Origin of the sequence: Lysinibacillus sp. NPDC093197 (assembly GCF_044754025.1) — a bacterium.
Lineage (GTDB): Bacteria > Bacillota > Bacilli > Bacillales_A > Planococcaceae > Lysinibacillus.
The window spans coordinates 268,761-293,132 of record NZ_JBIVOH010000001.1 but is presented as its reverse complement, the minus strand read 5'-3'; the positions used below and the strand labels follow the sequence as shown (position 1 = coordinate 293,132).

Annotated in this window: 24 protein-coding genes and 1 riboswitch; of the genes, 15 read left to right on the top strand and 9 right to left on the bottom strand. The window is 35.7% G+C overall.

Annotation, left to right across the window (positions count from 1 at the left end):
• Nucleotides 1–12: 12 nt before the first annotated feature.
• On the bottom strand, nucleotides 13–1,359 hold the full coding sequence (locus tag ACIP9G_RS01440) for an MATE family efflux transporter (RefSeq protein ID WP_401016822.1): 1,347 nt from the start codon (nucleotides 1,357–1,359) through the stop codon (nucleotides 13–15).
• A 175-nt stretch (nucleotides 1,360–1,534) separates the two neighbouring features.
• On the opposite strand from ACIP9G_RS01440, the gene ACIP9G_RS01435 reads away from it, so the two are divergent.
• Nucleotides 1,535–2,611 carry an undecaprenyldiphospho-muramoylpentapeptide beta-N-acetylglucosaminyltransferase gene (locus ACIP9G_RS01435; protein WP_340824493.1) on the top strand — a complete coding sequence of 359 codons (1,077 nt, stop codon included), beginning with the start codon at nucleotides 1,535–1,537 and terminating at the stop codon, nucleotides 2,609–2,611.
• A 56-nt stretch (nucleotides 2,612–2,667) separates the two neighbouring features.
• Here ACIP9G_RS01435 and ACIP9G_RS01430 read toward each other — a convergent pair whose 3' ends face one another.
• The gene (locus tag ACIP9G_RS01430) at nucleotides 2,668–3,216 is read right to left on the bottom strand and encodes a GNAT family N-acetyltransferase (protein ID WP_340824494.1); all 549 of its coding nucleotides are present in this window, start codon (nucleotides 3,214–3,216) and stop codon (nucleotides 2,668–2,670) included.
• Between the two features lie 550 nt (nucleotides 3,217–3,766).
• Between ACIP9G_RS01430 and ACIP9G_RS01425 the strand changes: the two genes are divergently transcribed.
• The 9 genes from ACIP9G_RS01425 (at nucleotide 3,767) to ACIP9G_RS01385 (ending at nucleotide 16,413) form a co-directional block, all read left to right on the top strand.
• Nucleotides 3,767–5,794, top strand: a complete 2,028-nt coding sequence (locus ACIP9G_RS01425) for a diguanylate cyclase domain-containing protein (RefSeq protein WP_401016819.1) — start codon at nucleotides 3,767–3,769, stop codon at nucleotides 5,792–5,794.
• 110 nt (nucleotides 5,795–5,904) lie between these two features.
• Nucleotides 5,905–6,582: a response regulator transcription factor gene (locus ACIP9G_RS01420; RefSeq protein WP_401016817.1), complete on the top strand. Its 678-nt coding sequence runs from the start codon at nucleotides 5,905–5,907 to the stop codon at nucleotides 6,580–6,582.
• A complete protein-coding gene (locus ACIP9G_RS01415; protein ID WP_340824498.1) occupies nucleotides 6,579–7,964 on the top strand; it encodes a sensor histidine kinase in 1,386 nt (461 codons plus the stop codon). Before ACIP9G_RS01420 ends, ACIP9G_RS01415 begins: the two co-directional genes overlap by 4 nt.
• Nucleotides 7,965–8,196: 232 nt before the next feature.
• Entirely contained in the window at nucleotides 8,197–11,019 is a 2,823-nt protein-coding gene (locus ACIP9G_RS01410; protein WP_401016815.1) for a 2-oxoglutarate dehydrogenase E1 component, read from the top strand.
• Nucleotides 11,020–11,116: 97 nt separating this feature from the next.
• Nucleotides 11,117–12,355, top strand: a complete 1,239-nt coding sequence (gene odhB, locus ACIP9G_RS01405) for a 2-oxoglutarate dehydrogenase complex dihydrolipoyllysine-residue succinyltransferase (protein WP_340824502.1) — start codon at nucleotides 11,117–11,119, stop codon at nucleotides 12,353–12,355.
• A gap of 341 nt (nucleotides 12,356–12,696) precedes the next feature.
• Nucleotides 12,697–12,882: riboswitch (Lysine riboswitch) on the top strand.
• 119 nt (nucleotides 12,883–13,001) lie between these two features.
• A complete protein-coding gene (locus ACIP9G_RS01400; RefSeq protein ID WP_340824504.1) occupies nucleotides 13,002–13,853 on the top strand; it encodes a transporter substrate-binding domain-containing protein in 852 nt (283 codons plus the stop codon).
• 321 nt (nucleotides 13,854–14,174) lie between these two features.
• The gene (locus tag ACIP9G_RS01395; RefSeq protein ID WP_340824506.1) at nucleotides 14,175–14,900 is read left to right on the top strand and encodes an amino acid ABC transporter permease; all 726 of its coding nucleotides are present in this window, start codon (nucleotides 14,175–14,177) and stop codon (nucleotides 14,898–14,900) included.
• A gap of 13 nt (nucleotides 14,901–14,913) precedes the next feature.
• Nucleotides 14,914–15,645, top strand: a complete 732-nt coding sequence (locus ACIP9G_RS01390; protein ID WP_340824508.1) for an amino acid ABC transporter ATP-binding protein — start codon at nucleotides 14,914–14,916, stop codon at nucleotides 15,643–15,645.
• Between the two features lie 570 nt (nucleotides 15,646–16,215).
• Nucleotides 16,216–16,413 (top strand): DUF6501 family protein, encoded by a 198-nt coding sequence (locus tag ACIP9G_RS01385; protein WP_340824510.1) that lies wholly within the window; start codon nucleotides 16,216–16,218, stop codon nucleotides 16,411–16,413.
• Between the two features lie 66 nt (nucleotides 16,414–16,479).
• Here ACIP9G_RS01385 and ACIP9G_RS01380 read toward each other — a convergent pair whose 3' ends face one another.
• From ACIP9G_RS01380 to ACIP9G_RS01365, 4 genes are all read right to left on the bottom strand, one after another.
• Nucleotides 16,480–17,553, bottom strand: coding sequence for a toxic anion resistance protein (locus tag ACIP9G_RS01380; protein ID WP_401016811.1), 1,074 nt, complete (start codon nucleotides 17,551–17,553; stop codon nucleotides 16,480–16,482).
• Entirely contained in the window at nucleotides 17,550–18,200 is a 651-nt protein-coding gene (locus tag ACIP9G_RS01375; RefSeq protein ID WP_340824514.1) for a 5-bromo-4-chloroindolyl phosphate hydrolysis family protein, read from the bottom strand. The genes ACIP9G_RS01380 and ACIP9G_RS01375 overlap by 4 nt, the downstream gene beginning before the upstream one ends.
• A gap of 270 nt (nucleotides 18,201–18,470) precedes the next feature.
• Nucleotides 18,471–18,752, bottom strand: a complete 282-nt coding sequence (locus ACIP9G_RS01370; RefSeq protein WP_340824515.1) for an acylphosphatase — start codon at nucleotides 18,750–18,752, stop codon at nucleotides 18,471–18,473.
• A 42-nt stretch (nucleotides 18,753–18,794) separates the two neighbouring features.
• A complete protein-coding gene (locus ACIP9G_RS01365; protein ID WP_401016809.1) occupies nucleotides 18,795–20,522 on the bottom strand; it encodes a methyl-accepting chemotaxis protein in 1,728 nt (575 codons plus the stop codon).
• 127 nt (nucleotides 20,523–20,649) lie between these two features.
• Between ACIP9G_RS01365 and ACIP9G_RS01360 the strand changes: the two genes are divergently transcribed.
• The 3 genes from ACIP9G_RS01360 (at nucleotide 20,650) to ACIP9G_RS01350 (ending at nucleotide 22,038) form a co-directional block, all read left to right on the top strand.
• Nucleotides 20,650–20,931, top strand: coding sequence for a DUF1033 family protein (locus ACIP9G_RS01360; protein ID WP_340824518.1), 282 nt, complete (start codon nucleotides 20,650–20,652; stop codon nucleotides 20,929–20,931).
• A gap of 222 nt (nucleotides 20,932–21,153) precedes the next feature.
• Nucleotides 21,154–21,354, top strand: a complete 201-nt coding sequence (locus ACIP9G_RS01355; protein WP_004230088.1) for a cold-shock protein — start codon at nucleotides 21,154–21,156, stop codon at nucleotides 21,352–21,354.
• Nucleotides 21,355–21,558: 204 nt separating this feature from the next.
• Nucleotides 21,559–22,038, top strand: coding sequence for a YkvA family protein (locus ACIP9G_RS01350; protein ID WP_401016806.1), 480 nt, complete (start codon nucleotides 21,559–21,561; stop codon nucleotides 22,036–22,038).
• Between the two features lie 134 nt (nucleotides 22,039–22,172).
• On the opposite strand, the gene ACIP9G_RS01345 is transcribed toward ACIP9G_RS01350, so the two are convergent.
• Genes ACIP9G_RS01345 through ACIP9G_RS01335 form a run of 3 tightly spaced genes read right to left on the bottom strand, consistent with a single transcriptional unit; the run spans nucleotide 22,173 to nucleotide 23,233 of the window.
• Entirely contained in the window at nucleotides 22,173–22,454 is a 282-nt protein-coding gene (locus ACIP9G_RS01345; protein ID WP_340824522.1) for a hypothetical protein, read from the bottom strand.
• A gap of 10 nt (nucleotides 22,455–22,464) precedes the next feature.
• Nucleotides 22,465–22,854, bottom strand: coding sequence for an SHOCT-like domain-containing protein (locus ACIP9G_RS01340; RefSeq protein ID WP_340824524.1), 390 nt, complete (start codon nucleotides 22,852–22,854; stop codon nucleotides 22,465–22,467).
• Between the two features lie 13 nt (nucleotides 22,855–22,867).
• The gene (locus ACIP9G_RS01335; RefSeq protein ID WP_337981186.1) at nucleotides 22,868–23,233 is read right to left on the bottom strand and encodes a DUF2089 domain-containing protein; all 366 of its coding nucleotides are present in this window, start codon (nucleotides 23,231–23,233) and stop codon (nucleotides 22,868–22,870) included.
• Between the two features lie 276 nt (nucleotides 23,234–23,509).
• Between ACIP9G_RS01335 and ACIP9G_RS01330 the strand changes: the two genes are divergently transcribed.
• Nucleotides 23,510–23,833 carry an ArsR/SmtB family transcription factor gene (locus ACIP9G_RS01330; protein WP_340824526.1) on the top strand — a complete coding sequence of 108 codons (324 nt, stop codon included), beginning with the start codon at nucleotides 23,510–23,512 and terminating at the stop codon, nucleotides 23,831–23,833.
• On the top strand, nucleotides 23,830–24,231 hold the full coding sequence (locus ACIP9G_RS01325; RefSeq protein ID WP_401016803.1) for an SRPBCC family protein: 402 nt from the start codon (nucleotides 23,830–23,832) through the stop codon (nucleotides 24,229–24,231). The genes ACIP9G_RS01330 and ACIP9G_RS01325 overlap by 4 nt, the downstream gene beginning before the upstream one ends.
• Nucleotides 24,232–24,372: the final 141 nt, after the last annotated feature.

Genomic DNA, 24,372 nt, shown 5'->3' with positions numbered 1-24,372 from the left:
GCGTTGTATTTATCATAAAACGAATCTTTTTTGTACGAGCAGTAGGCGTATTAATAATGTAATAGCTCCAGCAGATAGGCCAGCTACAAGCCCAAGCCAATATCCAACTGGCCCGAAGTCAGTATAGTTAGCTAGTAAATAACCTGTAGGTAATCCGATAATCCAATAGGAAATAATCGCCATAATGAATGTTATCGTTACATCTTTGTATCCTCTTAAAGCTCCTTGTACTGGAGCTTGAATAGAATCTGATAGCTGGAAAATGGCAGCAAATACTAAAAATTGTTGTGCATATTTTAAAACTAACTGATCCGTTGAATACATTGTCGCGATTTGTTCGCGTAGTAAGTAAAGAATACAAGCTGAAAAAAAGCTAAATACAATGGCAGTCCCAACGCATAAATAACTATAAATTTTTGCATCACGTAGTCGACCAGCGCCAATTTCGAAACCTACTAAAATCGTAACACCCATTGAAATACTAAGAGGAACCATATATAACAACGATGTAAAGTTAATTGCGATTTGATGTGCAGCAATAATTTCAGTACTAAAGCTACTCATCATCATCGTTACGGCAGAAAATATACTTGTTTCCGCAAATAAGGAGATGCCGATTGGCACACCAATAACTAAAATCTCTTTCCAGCTTAACCATTCCAGCTTAGGCCATTCTCGGAATATATGAAAGTGTTCAAAAGGCACCCGCTTGGCTACTATCCAAACGGTAATAAAGAAAAGTAACCAGTAAGTAATAGCGGTAGCGACACCAGCACCAACACCACCAAGCTCCGGCGCACCGAATTTGCCGAAAATGAAAATGTAATTTAATAAAATATTAATAGGTGTTGCAAGTAGCGTTATAATCATTGTTACACGTGTTTGACCTAACGCATCGATAAAGCAACGTAGGACAAAAAATAAAAAAAGTGGTATAAGTCCAACGCACATTGCATGAATATAGGATTTGGCAATGTTATGTACTGCTTCTTCTAATTGCATATTTCCAAGTATCCAATCGAGCCCGAAAAATAATAAAATAAATATTATGGCAGAAAGAACAAGTGCAACATATAAGCCTTGCTGTACAGCCTTTTTAGCAGCGTGTTCTTTCTTTGCTCCAACGAGTTGGGACACAATCGGCGTGATCGCTAATAGAATACCAGAAAGTCCCGTATAAATAGGCATCCAAATGGATGAGCCTATTGAAACCCCAGCTAAATCGGCTGTTCCGTAGCGGCTAGACATTAAAATATCGAAAAAAGAGATAAGATAAATAGCTACTTGGGTGACTAAAATCGGCACAATGATTTTTAAAATTAAAGCATACTTTTGTTTTAACGTTTTAGTTTGATCCATAGTGAGTAACTTCCTTTATAAGCATAATGAATTAGTATAGCATAGAGTAGACATAATATGACTGAAAAATTAAAAGCTTCATCTATATCTTTTCCTTCGCATATAGTAAAATAAAAGACTGTAAACAAAAAGTAGCGGTTGGCTACAATGGCTTTTAAGGAATAGGAGAATTTACGTGAAACAACTTACAATCATTTTAACCGGTGGTGGGACAGCAGGCCATGTATCACTTAACCAAGCGATATTACCTTCTTTACTTGAACTAGGTTATGATGTCCACTATATTGGTTCAGAGCAAGGTATTGAAAAAGAATTAATAGGCGAGGCATTTCCTAAAGTCCCTTTCTATGGGATAGCAAGCGGGAAATTGCGTCGTTATTTCTCTATGAAAAACTTTACAGATCCTTTTAAAGTGCTTGCTGGGATTATGCAAGCGTTTAGTATTATAAAAAAAGTGAAGCCAGAGGTCATCTTTTCGAAAGGTGGTTTTGTCTCTGTACCTGTAGTAATGGCAGCTAAATTGGCTGGTGTACCAGTCGTTATACATGAATCCGATGTTACGCCTGGCTTGGCAAATAAAATTGCCCTACCTTTTGCTTCTCATATTTTCACTATTTTTGAAGAAACGCTACAGCATTTACCAAATGAAAAAGCAACATGTACTGGTTCCATTATTCGTGAAGAATTATTTAATGGTGACAAAGCAAAAGGTCTTTCGTTCTGTGGTTTTACAGCAGCTAAACCCGTTCTTTTAGTTATGGGTGGAAGCCTTGGCTCTGTAGTGTTAAATGACGCATTACGCCATAATTTACCTGAGTTACTTCAAACATTCCAAGTCATTCATTTATGTGGAAAAGGGAATAAAGATGAAAGCTTCGAATCAATGCCTGGCTACAAACAATTTGACTACGTGACAACTGAATTACCTGATTTGCTGCATGCAGCCGATTTTGTCGTTTCACGTGCAGGATCTAATTCTATTTTTGAATTTTTAGCACTTCATAAACCAATGTTATTAATTCCTCTTTCTGCACAAAAAAGTCGTGGCGATCAAATTTTGAATGCAAACTTATTCAAAAAACAAGGATATGCCGAAGTATTGCAAGAAGAGGAACTAACGAAGGAATCTTTCATAAAATCGGTATATACATTAACCGAGCGAAAATCCGAAATGACAGCTACGATGGCAAAAACCCAAAGACCGAAAACGCCAGATGAGATGGCGAAGTTAATATTACAATATAAAAAATAAAAAGCAATGTGTGCTGTTATGATAAACAGTACACATTGCTTTTTTGATTGTTTCTATTACATTGCTTGTTCTTCGCCTTCTTGTGTTTGATTGGCAGTTGTCAGATAGAACAAGTCACGTGGGATTTTATATAAATTAAATTGTGCCTCTCCACTATTAACTTGTGCTAATAATGTAGGGTGACTATCATTTGCATCTACAACATAAGGTAACTTTAATGCGGCACGCTGTGATTTAATATTTTCTACTCGAATACGAAGGAAAACCGTATTGAAATTATAATCAAAAAATAATTCATTCAAAAAAAGCATTTTTGCCTTTTGGTTGTAACCTTGCCCTTGATAGGGGAGTCCTATCCACGTTCCGAGGAAGCCCGCACCGTCCTCAACATCATGAATGCTAATGGTGCCGATTGGTTGCCCCCAATCATCGGTAATTGTCCTTGAGATAGCGAGCCCTCTCGCTTCTTCTTCGATTAGTTGCTTGGTCATAAACCAGTATTCATCCGCCGATTTGGCTTTTTGACGGACGAAGGGAAAAACAGATGGATGCGATAATAGCTCATAAAGCTCTGTACATTCATGAAGGTCTCGATGTTTAAGCATACGAAACGCCTCCTTTACAAGGGTAGTCAAAACAATTCCGTTAAAGCATAAAGAATAAAACTAAAATTCGTACTGGAATTAAAAACCCAAAGAACTAGACGTTATAACTATGATATCCATAATCTCCCGCAGTCTTACTGATTTTGCGACCATACCGAAAAATGGCTAGTTTTATTGATATAATATAACAAGTCTACTGCTTGGTGCAATCAATTTGCTCTTTTAAACAAAAAATAAGTTTAATTGTCAGTTAATTCAGAATAATAGAGAAAAAACACCTTTTGCATTCTTATGTTATATATGGATAAAAAGTCTATTATAGTATTATATTACATCAAAATGGCGAAAATGGTATTACCTTAGTATCGTTTTCTTGATTTTTTAGTAAAATTTCATCAAATTTTTCTCCAAAAAGGATAGAATCTTTCTTAATTCAAGAAAGTTAAACGAATGTATATATGGTATAATATTAGTGTAATTTTTATGTTATAAATAAATACCATTTATAACGAATTTATATATATGTGACTTTATAATGGAGAGTGACATTATGGAATATCTTTTAAGCGAAAAACTTTTCAATCAACTATTTATTGGAGAAGATTTCGTCTATTTAATGAAAAAAGTAGGAGACGATTATCAATATGTTCGCTTAAATCAGGCTGCCCAAGTTCTGGTATCTACTAATGCCCTTGGGAAAATGCTGTCTGCTGTTACTTCTCGTCGGAATTTTGTCATTATTCAAGAAAATTATCACCGAGCTATTGAACAGCATCAACAAATCGATTATGTGGATTATGCTTATGTTAAATCAGAAGTTAGAAAATATGAGACCTCTGTCCGGCCAATAAAAGACGGGGATGATTATTATATTTTAGCTATTACAAAAGAAATTCTATATGACAGAAGTATTGAAGATAAATTTTTATTTATGCGATCAATGTTCGATCATGCTTATTTTTCAACAGTCATTTTATCTGCAGAAGGTACTATATATGAAGTAAATACAAGCTTCATAGAAGATTTTAATTTAGATAATGATATGGTGAAACATCAGCCGTTCATTGACTTACCTATTATCCCTCATGAGGAAATTGAGAAAATACAAAACTATTTACAAAGGGCTGCAATGGGCGAAAATATTGGTGAAAAGCTGATTAAGCTTCATACATTGGATAAACAGGAGCGCATGTATTTAGTATCGTTGTCACCAGTAATGCAAGGTGATAACTCCTTTGCTATTTTTCTTATCATGCAAGATTTTACACAATTTACCGAGCAAAAGGCAGAGCTGCGTTCAAAAACCCATGGTCTCGAAGTGTTTAAGGCGGCTTTAAATTTCGCAACTTCTATTGCTATTTTAGATAACGAAGGCACGATTATGGAAGTTAATGATTTATTTTTAAATGCTTCGGGATTTACAGCTGAAGAGCTAATTGGTCAACCTTATAATCTTATCGAGCCACGTAATAATAAAAAAGGAGTTTTTCAAACAATCAACGAATCCCTTGTATTGGGGGAGGTTTGGAGAGGGGAGCTGTGCTATCGCACCAAATATCATGCAGACTATTGGGTAGAGGCAGCCATTGTGCCATTGAAAAATGAATTTGGCAAAGTGGAACAATATTTATCCATTAACTATGATATTACGGACAAGAAGAGAATGTTAACGGAATTGAAAAATATTGAGCGTACTTTCCGATTAATTACTGAAAATACAAATGATTTAATTGTCATCATCAATGAGGATGGCATTATTATTTATGCTTCACCGTCCTATAGGATGTATTTAGGCTATGAGATTGTTGAGTTACAGGGACAGTTTTACAATAGTATAATCGAGGAGCAAAGTAAGCCAGCGTGGCAAGCATTTCTAAATGATTTTACTGCTAAGTCGGACACGCAGTTTGAACTTTTGCTTAAGTCAAAGGATGGTACGCCTGTTTGGACTGAAGGAAATGTAACGGTAGTGCATGATACAGAACGCGAAACAATTTCCCAAATAATAATGGTTTCACGTGAAATTACTCATCGAAAAGAACGAGAAAATGATTTGCTATATTTAGCCTATCACGATAGCCTAACGCAGTTACCGAATCGAAGGTTTTTATTGAAAGAATTCCCTAAACTACTTTCGGACGCACATGCAAAAGGTACTTGTATTGCAATGCTTTATATAGATGGAGATGACTTTAAGGATGTAAATGATCGTTATGGGCATGATATGGGTGATGATTTTATCCGTAATTTCGGTAATGTGCTAATAACATCTGTACGTAGTCATGATTTAGTCATCCGAATGGGTGGAGATGAATTTATCATTATTTTAACGGGTTTAACGCGGAATCCAGATGAAAGACAAGTTCAGATAATGCATATTATTAACCGTATTCGCAATGAATTGAAAAATGGATGGACTATAGAAAAGTATTTCTTTGCACCTACTGCATCTATTGGGATTGCTTATTATCCTGACCACGCAACAACTCTTGAGTCGCTAATGGATCTAGCAGACCAAGCTTTATATAAAGCGAAGGAATGCGGAAAAAATAATTTATTTATTACTGGACCACTATAAAAAAAGTCTGTACAAACGAGTATTTACTTGTGGTACAGGCTTTTTAATTGATGTTATGCTAGTACTATAATAAAGATGATGTTTATATTTTGAAATTAGAAGGTGATCAGATGCCTAAAAAAATACTTTTAGTAGAAGATGAGAAGCATATTGCCCGATTTGTAGAACTAGAGTTACAACATGAGGGCTATAATGTAAACGTTGCCTTTGATGGACGAGAAGGGCTAGCATTTGCCACAACTGAAGATTATGATGTGCTATTACTCGATGTGATGTTACCTAGTATTAATGGAATTGAAATTTGTCGCAGGGTTCGTACTCAATCCCAGGTACCGATAATTTTACTTACCGCTAGAGACGCAGTAATGGATAGAGTTGCTGGTTTAGATGCTGGGGCTGATGATTACATAGTGAAGCCATTTGCAATCGAAGAATTGCTTGCACGTATACGAACTATTTTGCGCCGTGTAGAGCCTAACGAAAAAATAGGAGGGGACACACTTCAATTTCGGGATATTGAAATTGACATTGATGCATACGAGGTATTGGTTCAAGGTAAAAAACTTGATCTGACTAAAACCGAATATGATTTGTTAAAGCTATTAATAGAACAAAAAAATCGTGTATGTACACGTGAGCTAATTCTAACTTCTGTTTGGGGATATGATGCTGATATCGAGACAAATGTCGTTGATGTATATATTCGCCATTTACGGACAAAACTACCCGGTAATTCAAATGCCTATATTGAGACTGTTCGTGGAGTAGGATACGTGATGCGCGAATGAAAAAAATAAAGGAATACTTAAGTAATCTATCATTACAAAGAAAATGGATGTTAACATCTAGTGCAGTTATTTTTATAAGTTATGCGATTATTTGTATAGTCGTATATGTATCACTGCATACTTGGCTTTTAAATGATGAAGGAAGTAAAGTGAAACGAACAAGAGATGATGTCGTTTCATTCTTAGAGTCACAAGGGCCAAACATCTCGATACAACAAATTCAGCAAAATACGGGATTATTGAAATCAATTGTCGATCGTGACCAAACTGTCCGACTATTTAATAATGATGGTATTGAAATTTTACGTATTAATAATGCCTCACAAGCTGCACCGCTTTCTTCGATGGGGTCAATTGTCCAGACGACTATTGACAAAAAGGATGCGTATGTTGTGAACGAACCGTTACAACTTGGTTTTTTTCAAGTATATATTCAAGTGATACATCCGTTAACACGTTTTGAATCATTAATGCGTTATTTGTTGACTGCTATGCTCATTGCAGGAGTTGGCGCATTATTACTTTCAGGTTCCATTGGGTATTATTTAGCAAATTATTTAACGAAGCCACTTCATGCATTACGTGCATCAATGAAAACAGTAATGGATCAAGGTTTTAATGAACCAATTCAGCTATCCTATACATCAAATGATGAAATTGGCGACTTGTTAAAAATGTACAATGCAATGATGAATGAACTGCAAATATCATTTGCTCAACAGCAACAATTTGTCGCAGATGCTTCCCATGAATTACGGACACCGATTCAGGCGATAGAGGGACATCTCTCATTATTGAAACGCTGGGGCAAAGACGATCCTGCTATTCTTGAAGAGTCTATAGACACATCACTGACGGAAATTACACGAATGCGTAAAATGATTGAAGAGTTACTGGAGCTTGCTCGACGGGAAGAAAAAGATGAGATGAGTGAAGCAAACCCAATAGATGTAATTAAAAGTGTGATAGAAGAAATGGCGCTATTATACCCAACAGCAAAAATAACGCTGTCGAAAAATGGTGAAATAGGGGCGGTTTTTATAACGTCTAATGCACTTAGTCAAATAGTTCGCAACATAGTAGAAAATGCGATTCGTTATTGTGAAAAAGTTCCGGAAGTAAATATTTCCCTTTCGATACAGGAAGATGAAATGCAAATTCAAATCGCTGATAACGGTATTGGTATAGCTGAAAATAATTTACCATATATTTTTGATCGTTTTTATCGTGTTGATGAGGCAAGAAATCGCCAAATTGGCGGTACAGGCTTAGGTCTCAGTATCTCTAAAATGTTACTTGAAAAATACAATGCTTCGATAGAAGTCAAGAGTGAAGAAAATGTTGGAACCGTTTTCTTGTTGAGGATACCGCTAAAATATTAAAGAAAATGCGCGGTTTATTTAAGATTTTTAGCCTTCGGGAAAAAAATTGCTTAATTTGCTAAAAAGTGTTGTATTTTTTGTGAAGAGTAGTAAGATTGAGATGGAAAAAACGTTCTTTAAAATATGGATAACTTGTGTCAAACATCCTTTAAAAGAACGGGATAATATTATATAATTAATTGTAATTTAATTAATGGAACTGCCGATAGGCAAAATTTGGAGGTCATTTTTCATGTCGAACAACGTTACAACTGTAAGTTCTCCATGGTCAGCTTTCTCTGGTCCTAACTTAGGATATGTGATGGAGCAATACGACTTATTCTTACAGTCTCCTGAAGAAGTAGAACCGGAGTTAGTATCATTATTCCAACAATTTGGTGCACCAGTAGAAGTAGAAGGTGAAGTAGCTGTAGTAAGTGGTTCAGCAGCTCCTGCTGGCGATTATAAAAAGGTATTGGCAGCTGTTAAATTAGCTGATGCAATTCGTTCTAAAGGGCATTTAGCTGCAGATATTTATCCTTTGAAAAATCGTGCACTTCAAACAGCACAAATTGAAGAAAGTGCGTTCAACTTAAGTCCTGCGGATTTAGCAGAAATACCTGCTGCTATCTTCTTCAAAGATGTGCCAGCGGGCGTGAAAAATGGTAAGGATGCTATTGACTATTTGAAATCTGTCTATACAGATAAAGTAGCTTTTGAATATGAGCATGTGGTAGCAACTGAAGAACGTGAATGGATTCAAGCACAAATTGAATCTGGTTCTTTAAAACAAGCACTAACTTCAGATGAAAAAAAAGCGTTATTAAATCGTTTAACACGTGTTGAAAACTTTGAAAAATTTATTCACAAAACATTTGTTGGTCAAAAACGTTTCTCTGGAGAAGGTTTAGATACTCAAATTGTCCTTTTTGATGAAATTTTAAAAACAGTAGAAGCAAACAATGTTGAAAATGTTCGTATAGGAATGGCGCACCGTGGCCGTCTAAATGTACTAACACATATTTTAAATAAACCATATGACATGATGTTCTCAGATTTTGCACATGTTTCAAACGATTTATTTATGCCAGAGCATGGTCGACTTGAAATTACAAAAGGTTGGACTGGCGACGTGAAATACCACATGGGTGCTTCATATACTCGTGAATCAGGCATGAACGTAAAACTAGCTTATAACCCTTCTCACTTAGAAGTTGGAAACCCAGTTGTATTAGGTTCTACTCGTGCAACACAAGATGATACATCAAAACCAGGGCAAGCTGTGCATAATCCAGCAAAAGGCTTAGGTATTCTTGTACATGGTGATGCTGCATTCCCTGGTCAAGGTATTGTTACAGAAGTGTTAAACTATTCGAAAACAGAAGGTTTCTCAACAGGTGGGACAATTCATATCATTGCAAATAACATGATTGGTTTCACTACAGAGCTTCAAGACTCACGTTCATCTGTCTATTCTTCTGACCCAGCAAAAGGTTATGAAGTACCAGTTGTTCATGTGAACGCAGACAGCCCAGAAGCTGTTTCTCAAGTAGGTCGTTTTGCAGCAAGCTACCGTCAAAAATTCGGTAAAGATATTGTTGTTGACTTAATTGGTTACCGTCGACATGGTCATAATGAAACAGATGACCCAACTGTAACAAATCCAGAAACATACAAACTTGTTTCGAAACATGAGACAATTCGTGCATTATACGGAGCGCAGTTAGTAGCAGAAGGATTAGTTACTGCTGATGAAGTTGCGGCACTTGATTCAGCTATTTATGCTGAGATGCAGGTTGCTTACGATCACGTTAAAGAAATGGCAGAAAAAGATGAACATAAACATTTAGAAATGCCAGAAGAATTAAAAATTAATTTCCCACAAATCGATACAGCAGTAGGTGCTGAGCGTTTAGAAACGATTAACGAAGAACTACTTGTGTTTGAACAAAACTTCGAGCCACAAAAGAAATTAGGCAAAATTTTAGAAAAACGTCGTGATGCATTTGCATCTGCAAAAATTGATTGGGGTCATGCTGAAACATTAGCATACGCAACAATAATTCAAGATGGCACTCCAGTACGATTTACTGGTCAAGATGCTCAACGTGGTACATTCTCACAACGTCATTTAGTGTTACATGACAAAAATAACGGTAACGTATTTACACCACTTCACCACATTTCTGGTGCAAGCGCTTCATTTACAGTACACAACTCACCATTGACAGAAGCTGGGGTTGTTGGCTTTGAATACGGTTACAATTTAGAAAAAGGTAACGTACTTTCAGTATGGGAAGCGCAATTTGGTGACTTCGCGAACATGGCTCAAGTGATGTTTGATAACTTCATTTCAGGGGCACGTTCTAAGTGGGGTCAAAAATCTGGCTTCGTCATTCTTTTACCTCACGGTTATGAAGGGCAAGGTCCTGAACACTCTTCAAGCCGTATGGAGCGCTATTTACAAATGTCTGCTGAAAATAACTGGTTTGTTGCAAACTGCTCGAATGCAGGGAACTACTACCACTTATTACGTCGTCAAGCAGCATTGTTGGAAACAGAAGGTGTGCGTCCATTAGTGGTTGTATCACCAAAATCGTTACTTCGTCATCCATTAGCTGCAGCAAATGCTGAACAATTAGCAAATGGCTCATTCCAAGAAGTAATCGAGCAACCAGGTTTAGGTTCAAAAACTAAATCTGTTGAACGAATTGTATTAGGTACGGGTAAAGTAATGATTGACTTAGCAGACCGCGTGAAAGATGGAGAAGGCTTCGATCACTTACACATTGTTCGTGTAGAGCAACTTTACCCATTCCCAACAGCGCAAGTTGCTGATATTATTGCTAAGTATCCTAACGCTAAAGAAATCGTATGGGTACAAGAAGAACCTAAAAACCAAGGTACTTGGAATTACGCATTGGAAACATTATATGAACTATCTGAAGGCAAAAAGCTTCGTTATGTAGGTCGTCCTGCAATGAGCTCAACTTCAGAAGGTGATGCAGATTCTCATAAAGCAGCTCAATCAGCTCTAATTGAAGAAGCAGTTGCTGAAACGGTAAAAGTAAACTAAATATATTATTATTACTGGAAGCTGGGCTACATGCCTAAGGCGGTAGCCCTTTTATGTGCATGATACGCATGCACGTTAATCAAAGGAGGAAATGAAAGTGGCTGAAATTAAAGTCCCTGAATTAGCAGAATCGATTACAGAAGGTAGTATTGCACAGTGGGTTAAAAAAGTGGGAGACCGCGTGGAAAAAGGTGAATTCATCGTTGAACTTGAAACAGATAAAGTAAATGCTGAAATCATTTCTGAAGAAGCTGGGGTGTTAACACAAATTTTAGCTGAAGAAGGCGATACTGTTCTTGTAGGTCAAGTAATCGCAGTTGTAGAAGCGGGCGAAGGGGCAGCACCTGCACCAGCAGCCGCACCAGTTGCGGAAGCTCCAACACCAGCGGCTCCTCAAGCAGTAGCTGCACCAACACCAGCAGCACCAGTTGTGGAAGAAACTTCTGGCGAGCGTGTAATTGCATCTCCTGCAGCACGTAAACTTGCTCGTGAAAAAGGTATTGATCTTGCAGCTGTATCTCCAGTTGATCCACAAGGTCGCGTACGTGTACAAGACGTTGCAGCTCACGGTACAGCACCTGTAGCAGCACCTCAAGCGACACCAGCAGCACCAAAAGCAGTAGTAGCTGTTGATGAGTCACGTGTTACAGTTGAAAAAATGAGCCGTCGTCGTCAAACAATTGCTAAACGTTTATTAGAAGTTAAGCAATCGACTGCTATGCTTACAACATTCAATGAAGTAGATATGACAAATGTTATGGCACTACGTTCTCGTAAAAAAGATCAATTCTTTGAGTCTACTGGCTCTAAGCTTGGTTTCATGTCATTCTTCACAAAAGCTGTTGTTGCGGCGCTTAAAAAATACCCTTATGTGAATGCTCAAATCGTTGGCGATGAAATTCACTTAAATAACTTCTTTGATATTGGTGTAGCTGTATCAACTGAAGAAGGTTTAGTAGTACCAGTTGTACGCGATGCTGACCGCAAAAACTTTGCTGAAATTGAAGATTCAATTGCAGACTTAGCTAAAAAAGCACGCGATAAAAAATTAGGTTTAGCTGATCTTCAAGGTGGTTCATTCACAATTACAAATGGTGGTGTATTCGGTTCATTAATGTCAACACCTATTATGAACGGTACACAAGCTGCTATTTTAGGAATGCACTCAATTAAAAAACGCCCTGTAGAAGTAAATGGCGAAGTAGAAATTCGTCCTATGATGTACTTAGCATTATCTTACGACCACCGTATTATCGATGGTAAAGATTCTGTAGGCTTCCTTAAAACAGTTAAAGAGTTACTTGAAAATCCAGAAGATTTATTATTAAATTCTTAATTCGATAAATTAAGTATTCAAACCCTGCAAACTTAACTGTTTAGCAGGGTTTTTCATTTAGATTGATTTACGCTATAATGAAATTTGCTTGATGGTCTTAATGGCCTTTATTTGACTGGGAAATCGATTCTTATGGTTTATAAATCTTGTTTTTTATAATAAAAATTTGTGAAATGATGACAAACATAGTTAATGTTATTCTACTTTATTTATGGATTTTAAAAGGATTATAGGCTAATTTTGTAATTAGTCAGAAAAATGATAAAACTATCTTGACGACTATGCTAGCTTTATAGTAATATCTATATATCATTTAAATAAACAAACCTCACTTTTGTTTTTTGTGAGGTAGAGGCGCGGTATTTATTAGTCCATTGCTGAGTATAAGCAAGCGAAGACGTAATGGAGAAGGAAATATCGCCGAAGTATAAAAGGAGCTCGTACTTTTATGCTGGGTCTGCAGTGAATAAGTGCAGGACTGTCCTAGTAAATTCAATTCCAGTTTACTAGGTTGTGCTATCTCGGAAACATGGAAATTATAGTGAGGATTTGGGCAACTGTCAATAAAAGGTAAGACCTAAGTTCAAAACTTAGGTCTTTTTTTGTACAGTTGCTTTATTTTTTTTACAGAAAAGGGGAGTTTTAGATGAAAAGAAAATGGTTGTTATTTATGTTAACAGCAATGACAGCAATCGTGTTAGCGGCTTGTGGTTCTGGTGACAAGGATGAAAAGACAACAGGTGATGGTTCAAAGGAAGAAACTGGTGGAGAGTTCCGCATTGGGATGGAAGCAGGTTATCCTCCATTTAACTGGACTCAGCAAGATGATGCAAACGGAGCAGTGAAAATTGCTGATAATGCAGAGTATGCAGGCGGTTACGATGTACAAATGGCGAAAAAAATCGCTGATGGCTTAGGTAAAAAATTAGTAGTAGTAAAAATGGAATGGGACGGTTTAGTACCTGCGCTTCAGTCAAAAAAAATCGATGCGATTGTAGCAGGGATGTCTCCAACAGAAGAACGTAAACAAACAATTGATTTCACTGAAAACTACTACACTTCTGATTTCGTAATGGTAATTAAAAAAGGTAGCAAATATGAAAATGCAAAATCAATTCAAGATTTTTCAGGTGCAAAAGTTACATCTCAGCTAAATACATCTAACTATAATGTTATCGATCAAATTAAAGGTGTAGAAAAGCAAACAGCGATGGAAAACTTCTCTGCAATGCGTGTAGCTCTAGAAGCTGGCAAAATTGATGGCTATGTAGCTGAACGTCCAGAAGGTATTTCGGCAGCAGCAGCTAATGACAAATTCACATTTGTATCTTTTGAAGAAGGATTTGATACAGATATTTCAAATACTTCAATTGCAGTTGGTTTACGTAAAGGTGATGCTAGTCTAGATAAAATTAATGAAATCTTAAAAGGTATTTCAGAAGATGATCGCCAAAAAATTATGGAAGAAGCTATTCTTCAACAACCTGCAGCTCAGTAATACAAAAAGAGATAGGGTTGTCCTTAACGAAAAAACAGCATACCGGAAATTTCAAGTATGCTGTTTTCTCTAAGTGAAAATTCACTTACAACATATAGAGAAGTTGATTTTTACTGATTGAAAGTCGTGACATTTTGCTAAGAGCGACTGGGACAGCCTTTATCATATTTAGTTTGTTCAGAGAGGCAGTCATTCTGAATAAAGTCATGTCTAAGAAGTGTGTCACATATTTTGAATAAAGCAAATGAATTCAAATGAAGAGATGATTTCACAAAAGGCATAATTGATATAAAGCAACAACACGTTGTTAGGAGGAACATCATGAGTTTAGAATGGATCATTTCTATTATAGAAAACAACTGGCAAATGTTTTTACGAGGAGCGTATTATACGTTACTCATTTCAACAATCAGTACAATTATTGGTGCATTCATCGGATTTTTTATTGGGATTATGCATACCATTCCAGTTCGTAAAAAAAGTATAAAACATTTTTTATTAAAATGTATTAATTTTATACTGACATGCTATGTTGAATTTTTCCGTGGTACACCAATGATTGTACAGGCAATGGTAGTATTTTACGGGCTAGATATTGCTTTTGGCATCGATATGCACTTTATTACTGCTGGTATTTTAGTCGTTTCACTGAATACGGGTGCGTATATGGCTGAAATCGTACGTGGTGGGATTGTCTCTATCGATAAAGGTCAATACGAAGCTGCTTCTGCGATTGGCATGGGGCATGTGCAAATTATGATGCATGTTGTATTACCGCAAGTTGCTCGTAACATCTTACCTGCAACAGGTAACCAACTCATTATGAATATTAAAGATACTGCCGTTTTAAGTGTAATTGGTGTAACGGAATTATTCTTTCAAACAAAATCGATTTCGGGTAATAACTTCCGTTATTTCGAATCGTTCTTTGTCGCATGTGTGCTTTACTTCATTATGACATTTACGGCTTCAAGAATTTTACTATATGTAGAAAAACGTCTTGACGGTCCGGATGCTTATCAAAAAGAACTGAAAGAAATTGACTAGGGGGAACGAACAAATGGCAATCATTCAAATAGAACATTTAAGTAAATCATTTGGTCGTAACCAAGTATTAAAAGATGTGAATTTTAAAGTAGAAAAAGGAGAGGTTGTATGTCTAATTGGTTCATCAGGATCCGGCAAGTCAACACTCCTTCGTTGCATTAATTTACTTGAAACACCAAATGGTGGGGAAATTATTTATAAAGGGGAAAATATTTTACACGCAAAACATAACGTTCAAGCTTATCGTACACATTTAGGAATGGTTTTCCAACAGTTTAATTTGTTTAACAATCACAATGTGCTAAAAAATTGTACAGTTGGACAGGTAAAAGTGTTAAAGCGATCAAAAGAAGAAGCTGAAAAAACAGCTTTAAAATATCTTAAAATCGTCGGGATGGATCAATATGTTAATGCAAAACCACGTCAACTTTCTGGTGGTCAAAAGCAACGTGTAGCCATTGCTCGTGCATTATCTATGAACCCAGATGTAATGCTTTTCGATGAGCCAACATCCGCTCTAGATCCAGAAATGGTTGGGGAAGTGTTAAAAGTAATGCGTGAATTAGCAGATGCGGGAAATACGATGCTGATCGTTACACATGAAATGGAATTTGCGAAGGAAGTTGCAGACCGTGTTGTGTTTATGGATAAAGGTGTAATTGTTGAGGAGGGGCCCCCTTCAAAGGTGCTAGTAGACCCGGAACACGAACGTACAAAAGAATTTTTAAAACGAACGCTGAAGTAAGTTTTATAGTATTTCAATTGTTTTCATATGTTTGTATAAAATAATGCCTAAAAAAGTGAGTCCAGAGCGAAGGACTCACTTTTGCTTATCGTATCCGCACGCAGCGGAAGTCAACAGCTTTTGCAATCATGTTAATAAAATGGAATTTATTTATTGATATGTTCAGTTGATTGGAGCGGAGGGCGACGACTCCTGCGGGAACGCACAATACGTAAGACGCAACAATCCGCGCTAGCGAGGGTTGCGGCTTACGGTGTGCCCGCGGAAAGCGTCCGCACGTAGCGGAAATCAACGGCAATAGACAACTATACTTATTTTCTAGAATTCCATTCTGCATATAAAATGAAGCAAATGGCAAATGCGACCGCGATGATAAAAAACCATTGTGGGACTCCACCGAAACTCATAACAACACCTCGAGTATAGATTTTATAGTATGAAATATGCAAACAATTCGTTATTAAGGACAAAATATAGACTTCTATAGTTTTTTCTCCACAAAAGAGCCAAAATCGTATAAAATAAACAATAGATGTTAGCTAATGGCTAGTAAAGAGAGGTAGAGAATTTATGTTACATTTAAAATGGAAAGATGCACCAACACTTCGTACAGTTACTTGCAAACATACGAACGCATCTAAATATTTAGTATCAAACGTATTAACAGTTGGGAAAGAATATGAAGTGAAAAATGAAACAGAAGAGTTCGTTTTCATTATCGACAACACTGGTAATATTGGTGGTTACTATAAAGAGTATTTCGCATAATAAGATAAAGGGGTGTCTCACATAATTGCTGAGACACCCCTTTATATAATTTAGCGCCCCATAATATTATTCCATCGTTTTTGATTGTTTCATGCCAGCTACATCCTGTTGTAGATGTTGTTTTTCCTTTTCGGTAGCTGTATGTAAAGCAAAAACATCTTGAATGGCCATTTTAAGCTCATGCTGTGTTTCTTTAAATTTCGTTACTTGTTGTTCAAAAGATGGGCTTGTAAATCGTTCATTTGTACGTGCTAATCGTTCTTCTAGCTGCGCATAATGATGATCCATATTCATTGAAAGCATCATTGCTAATTGATTTTTCCAAAGAGGTATAAGTGTGACGATTGAAAACTCGATCTTCTCAGCAAGTGTTTGATTGGCTTGTTGAATCATGCGTATTTGAGGTGCTGTTTGTAATGCTACCTGTTGTGAAACTTGTAAATCATATATACGCTGATCAAGACGTTCAAGTTGCGCCGTGAAATCATTGAGCTGTTGAATAGCGAGCGGTTGTTTAGTCGTTTGTACGATGCTGACTTTTGAAGGTAGCTCAACTTCAATAGCTTGGTGTTTTTTCATCTGTCCAGCTGCAATGGCAGTTGCTAGTTCTTCAAAAAATCCCCGATTATGTGTATATAATTGCTCTAGTAATTCAACGTCTCTTATTAGCTGTAGCTGTGCACGTTCGAGCTGGACACCTATTCGTTCAACCTGAATACTAATTCGTTCAAACTCAGTAAGGGTTTGTTTTACAGTTGGTTCTGTTTTACCGAACATTTTTTTAAAGAAGGAAGGTTTTTTTGGCTCTAGTGCAGCAGGGTCTACACGGTCTAATGTTTGCATTAATGAATCAAGCATCTGTCCAATCTTAGTGACATCCTTATCCTTTACTTGTGCAAGCATGCGATCTGCAAATTGAGAGACGGCGCGTTGAGAGTCTTGGCCTAAAGATAACACTGATTCAAAATTAGTTAGGTCAATTTGACTTGCATATAAAAGTGCTCGACTTTGAGCAAGAGGTGATAGCGTTTCATAGGTAGTCATTGCCTCTTGATTTGACGATCCTAAATAGGTTTGTACAAGAGGTGAGATTCCTGGCAACGATTCTAATGGAAAGATAGAATCTCTGTTAGCTGTCATTTTTCATCGCCTCGCCATTCCAGTTGTTCTTTCCTTCTTAAGTTGGAACGGTTTGCAAATTCAATTTCCATTTGAAGATGATCGATATCGTTTGAAAGTGCATCTTTCAAGTCAATTTGAAATGTAGAATTTAAATCCGATAACGTTTCGCGTGTTTTTGATAATGTCACTTGGATTTCTTTATCTTTGACAGGTTGCTTTGATAGCATTGTATACTTATCAGTCAATTCAACTGCAGAAGGGAGGTGCGCATAAAAAAACGGCTCCACATTGTAAAACTTTTGCGGATCAGTTTTTACAATTTTAACGATATTTTTTGAAATACGAGTCATTTCGAGTAATTGTTTAAAAGCAGAAACTGAACGTACGCGTAAATAGTTTTGACTTAATGTTTGAATATGCTTGTTTGCTGTTGAAAGCTGTAGTTCTATATGTTTGTACTCATCCTTCGAAATACCTGCTATGTGCATAACTTTTCTTTTTTGATTATGTTTTAGCAACGTTGTACTCGTTGCATATGTTCCAGCGAACAATAAACCACCAAGGAAGTATCCTGGATTTGCTGCAAACGCTGTAATAGAAACAGTTGATAGAGAAATTAAAAGGCTAGCGGTATGTCTAGAGAAAAACTGTCCTATACTGAGCATAGTTTCTTCCTCCTTGCTTTTCATTATGTCTATCATCTAATACGTAATAATCGACATAAAGTTTCATTATTAATAATTGTACTTATATTAATTTTACTGCTGTTTGCTAAGTTTCTCAATGAATACACCTGCGCAAAAGCTTCAAACTTGCCTAATGGTGTACTTATAACCTTTATAGTATGTTCGATTTATAAAAAGACCATTACCAATAGTCCGTTAATCTTATTTTTTTCTTGCGATTAAAGGGAAGTAGAAAAAAAGAAGCCAGACTTAAACAATGTCCGACTCCATACGTACATAACCTTTTAAATCGTCGTAAAGTTCTAAAGTAAATGAGTTAGAGTCTGCCTGAGGGCTAACACCCTTTTGAACAAATAGTAGAAATTCGTCAATTGCTTTTTTTGAACCTTCTACTTCTACTTCAATTTGCTCTTGTGCATTTAACTTGCAATACCCTTTTAAACCAAGCTCAATTGCTTTTTGTTTAATAAAAAAGCGATAGCCAGTCCCGTAAACATCTCCGAAAAATTTAATCAGCGCTCTTTTGTTCACGCTAAAACCTCCCAAAAGTAGTAGAGGGATAATCCCTCCAACTTACTGCATAACACGTTCTTTTTCCAAATAAGTAATTAGGTTATTAATAAAGAATAGAACTCGCTCTGAGGCTTCATCCACCTCTTTTAAATGGTCCTCAGCTTTTTTAATATTACCAGCTTTAAAGGCTTCTGCAGCTAGTTTGGCAGATTGGTGTACTCGTAAGTGATAGCCATCTAATTCACGATAATCCTGTAAATGGCCAAAGCGTTCAACAGTACGAGAAGCAGTGTACCATTTACCTAGGCGACATTCCGTATGTGAAGATACATCACTTGGCTGTACTTCTTCTAAACCAAGGAACATATTATAAATACGCCATTTCCATAAAATATGATCAGCTTTCGAAAGCTGTAATAGGGCAATTGAAGAAAGTTGGACATTATTATTCGAAATAATGTCATTACGGAAACGATTAATCTCTTTTCCTAATAAGTGAATATCGCTTGATGTATTAGAACTATAATTGCGAATATCATCTTGAAGGTCAGAAATTTCAATCATTCGGGCAGATACTTCATCAATTGCGGCAGCTTGCTCCTGCGAAATAGCAGCGGTATTTGTAACATCAAGATTAATGCCTTCAATTGCAGAAACAATGGCATTTAACAAAGGTAACGATTCTTTTGCCTCAATTGTTGCTTCTTTAATAATAGAAGTTGTTTCTGTAATAGAATGCGACACTTCATTTGAATAACTTTTTAAATGGTGAACATTTGTAGAAACCTCACTAAGAGCAGTAACGGTGCCTTCAGCCAGCTTACGTACTTCTTGGGCAACAACTGCGAACCCTTTACCATGTTCACCAGCACGAGCAGCTTCAATCGAAGCATTCAATGCTAGTAAATTTGTTTGATCTGCAATTTGGTTTATTAAAGTTACAACGTGTTCAATATCATTTACACGTTTTTGCAACTCAGTAAACGAGTCAACGATCGTTGTAAACGTTTCTTCTGTTTTGAAAATTTCTGATAAAGCATGTTCAATCGCATTTTTTCCTTTAACGGCATGGTCAACTGATTCCGTTGTTTTCTCTGATATATGAGAAGACATTCGGGCTACTTCATTGATCGATGCGGCAATTTCCTCAGTTGCAGCGGTAGATGATTGGATTTCCTCATTTTGTTTGTCTAAGCTATATACTAAATCTTTCATGTACATAATTTTCGCATTGACATCCATTAGTGAAGAAATTTCAGAGACAACGTTTTCAACAATACGCTCTGTTAATACTTCTACAAGTAATTCTTGGTCCACATTGACAGCTGATTGGAAAGATTTCATATACTCAAAAGCTTTGTTTGGTTTTAAACCAAAGTTATGTAAAATATATGTCGTAATATAAAAGGCAAATTGATTGAAAATAACGATTAATTTACCAGGTTCATATTGGTTTTTTCGAAACAAATTATAAAACTTAACTGTTTCATCAACATATTCATCATCACGAGTAGCTAAAAAGAATTGAGTTAAATATTGATTTATATTTTCTTCGCTAATCGTTTGTTGGGAGGAAGGTGAAATCTCACTTAAATAATTATTAAATATTGCATTCATAGAAGGGGTAATATCTTTCAATTTATAAAAGAGTGCTTTTAAATTTTCTTCATCTTGTGAATTAAAGTGATTAAAAGCTAATGTCTTATTGAATCGCCCTGTTGCACTTAAATTTGTTCCACGTTTTAATAATTCATCTAGTTCGGCCTTAGGTCGAATACTTGAAAACATAAAAAAAACCTCCAAATAAATAATGAATAATAAGGTAATAATAGCATATTGCAGGGTGTTTTAATAGACATTTCAGGAGCGTTTGCTAAAATTAGAATATCTTATTACAGCAAGGAATGTGGCAAATATGTATACAATACTTTACATGAAAGCTGATTATGAGCCTTGGTGGAAATTTGAAGGCTGGGAAGCTTTTATTCAAACGAAAGAAACGTTTGAAACAAAAGAACAATTTGAGCAAGCATTACAACGGAAATTAAATCATTTCCGATCAGCATATGAACATGAGGCGAGTAAGGAAGGTGGATATTGGGCATTTTGGTCTGAAGATGAAAGCTTTTACTGCGAGGCATGTGATGATGATGCACAAGTATATCATGGAATAATGGTATTTGAAGAACAAAGTTAAAGTAATTTTCAAATTAATTAAAAAAACAATTTTCTTTATTTGACAAAATTATGAATGGTGGTATACTTAACTTAACAATTTAATTGCTTCACCGGAAACATGGATTCACATATTACAAAAAGTGATCGCGTTAGTTCGGTACTCTTTGTAATATGTGAATTTTTTTAATTCGTTGAAGAAATTACATATTGTTCACTTTTATTTTTTTGGAGGTTTTTTTACATGAAACAAGGTACAGTAAAATGGTTTAACTCAGAAAAAGGTTTTGGATTCATCGAAGTTGAAGGCGAAAACGACGTATTCGTACACTTCTCAGCTATCCAAGGCGAAGGTTTCAAAACACTTGACGAAGGTCAAAAAGTGGAATTCGAAGTTGTAGATGGCAACCGCGGACCACAAGCTGCTAACGTAACTAAACTTTAATTCTCAGTAATTAAAATTACTTTCGTTAAAAAAAGCACCCTATAAATATAGGGTGCTTTTTTCTATACATTTCGGCAATTGCAACTTAGCAATTGCTGGTATATTACTATTGACTTACATTATAACAACTCCTTTTTTCCTACAGTTTCGATTAAATTTTTGAATTTTGGGTAATAGGTAAAGAGAGCAGGAGGAGGAAGATCAATGGAGGACTATCAAAACATTCCTAATGAGCAGGAGCAAAAAGATTTTTATCAAAAATTGCGAAAAAAATTGGAACAATTTCTTGTGTCAAAGACGGGGATGAAGCACAAATATGCTGATTATTTGTTGTTCGTTCCTGATATTTTTCATTTATTAGTTAAGATAGTAGCAGATCCTGCTATCGACTCGAAAAGTAAGTCATTAATTGGCGCTACAATTGCATATTTTATTTTCCCAATGGATTTTCTACCAGAAGGTATATTTGGCTTTGGAGGCTTTCTCGATGATATTATGCTGGCCACTTTTGTCCTCAATATGACAATCAATAAATTAGGGCCAGCAGTAATCGAAAAACATTGGACAGGGGATGAAAAATTGCTTGAGCTATTACAGAAAATCACTGAAACGAGCAATCAATACTTAAGTAAAATGCCTGTAAAATCAATATTTACTAAATATATTAAAAATAAATCTAAATAATAATATTATGTAAACTTGACTACTAACATGTAAGACCCCCAAAAAAAATGGGGGTTTTATTGTAATAATCGAGCTTTTAAATAAACATTTCAAAACTCGAACCTATCGTGGATTTTTTGTAATATAAAATTAAATTATAGTTTGACCTTAACCTCGGTCCCGTCTTGCGCTTTAACATCTACAAGTATAATGCCTTTATAATTTTTCAGTTCATTGACAATAGGTTTAAGTGTTTCTTTATCTATAAGTGGGATAGTAAAGTCTATTTTTTTTCTATCGAAGTGCTCTTTTGTCCATTTGTTTGCAATTTGCTGAACAAACTTTGAAAATAAGATAGAAATAAGGATATTTAAAATTGCATATGGAATTGGAATAGTAAAATTAAAGCCTTTTGTTTTCACTTTTACATGCATCATAAGCAAATCACTACTCAATAATGACTGAAACGGTATCCCCGTTTGCAGATTTAATATCAACAATTTGGCCATCTAATTCATTTTCGATTGCTTCAATTATAAGGTTGATATCTATATCTTTAACGTATTTTTCTGATTGGGGGATACTAGCTGCGATGCTGTGACCAGCCATTAATACTACTTTGACAAGTTTTATTGGTAAATTGACCATGACGTTATCATTTTCGGATGATACAACACGAACTTTTAATGTTTTATCTAAATATTTTGTTGTTTTTTCTAAAAAATTATTTCCTGTATCTTCCTTGTCTTTTAATGCTTGAATAAGTTCTGATCCCTTCTCTGCATCTAGCTTTCCTTCTTGTATCATTGTTAACACTCTTGCAATTTCCTCTTTCATAATAAGTTCCTCCTTATTCTTCTTTTAAGAGCTTTATGGCTTCTTCAGGTGTGATTTCGCCATTTTCCAACATAGTGACAATTTTTTTCTCGTCCACTTCATTTTTCTTCTTTTGTACATATCCAAGCGATGAGATGATTTCTGTTAACTTACCTCGAACAGTAGGGTACGAAATCCCTAATTCTTTTTCCACTTCTTTAATATTCCCTCTACATGTTAAAAACACTTCCACAAAATGAAGCTGGTCTTTTGATAGAGAGGCGAGCTTTGATAATTCAAATTCATTTTCGATCGTCGTGTGACAATGAGAGCAATGGAGCTTGGTAATTTTTAATGTTTTATTACAGACAGGACAATTCGTAATTACTTTATAAGCCATATTGAAATTTCCTTTCTTTAATTTAATTCGATTATACAATAAGGTATTAAGAAAATAAATAATAAAATTTAATTTATTTAATTTTATTATTAATAATTTTAATTTTAAGTTTAAGATAATTAATTATACCTTAAATAATTGTGTAGTTATTACTTAAAAAATTGAAGGGAACTTTTATATATGGGACCAGAGCGAAGAAATAAGTTTGACTGGACACCAAGTAGTGTCCTATAATTAAGGTCACCAATTGGTGTCCTATTTTAGGAGAGGATGATTTTGAACGATAAAGGTCAAGAACGTGATGTTTATGTAGCAGTCGCTGACCCAACAAGAAGGAAATTGCTACGTTTGCTATCAGAAGTAGAAGAATTACCTCTTCACGAATTAACAGCACAATTTCAAATGGGTCGGACTGCTGTTTCTAAACATTTGGCTATACTAAAAGAAGCTGGTTTAGTTTCAGATCGTAAAGTTGGTAGAGAAACAAGATATCGATTAAATGCTGCTCCTTTAAGTGAAATTAAGGATTGGGTAAGCCATTACGAAAAGTTTTGGAAAGAAAAAGCGTTACTTTTAAAAAATTTATTAGAGGAGGAATGAAAATGGCAGAATTGTCATTAGATTTTCAGTTCACAAGTTCAATCGAGAAAGTATGGAATGCATTAACGGATTCAGAAACACTTGCAAAATGGATAATGGAAAATGATTTTAAACCAGTTGTAGGACACCGTTTCCAGTTTCGTACACAACCGACAGAATGGTGGAATGGTATTATTGATGGGGAAGTGCTAATAGTTGAAGAACCATACAAATTATCTTATACGTTCGCAAGCGGTGAAGAGCATACGGTAACATGGACATTAAAAGAATTAGAAGATGGGAAGGTAAATCTTCATCTTGAGCAAACGGGTATTTCAAGTGCTCAAGCAGTAGAAGGTGCAAGATATGGCTGGTTAAATTGGTTTAACGGCTTTGAAAAAGTGTTGGAGGAATTATAAACCTAACGTCAAATCCTGTTGATTGTATGAAGTTAATGTATAAAAAAGCAAACGGCTAAATATGGAACAAAGCCGTTTGCTTTTTTTAATAATTTTTTGTGCTGACCATTTCCTTCACTAACATCAAGTTGAAGTCGCTGA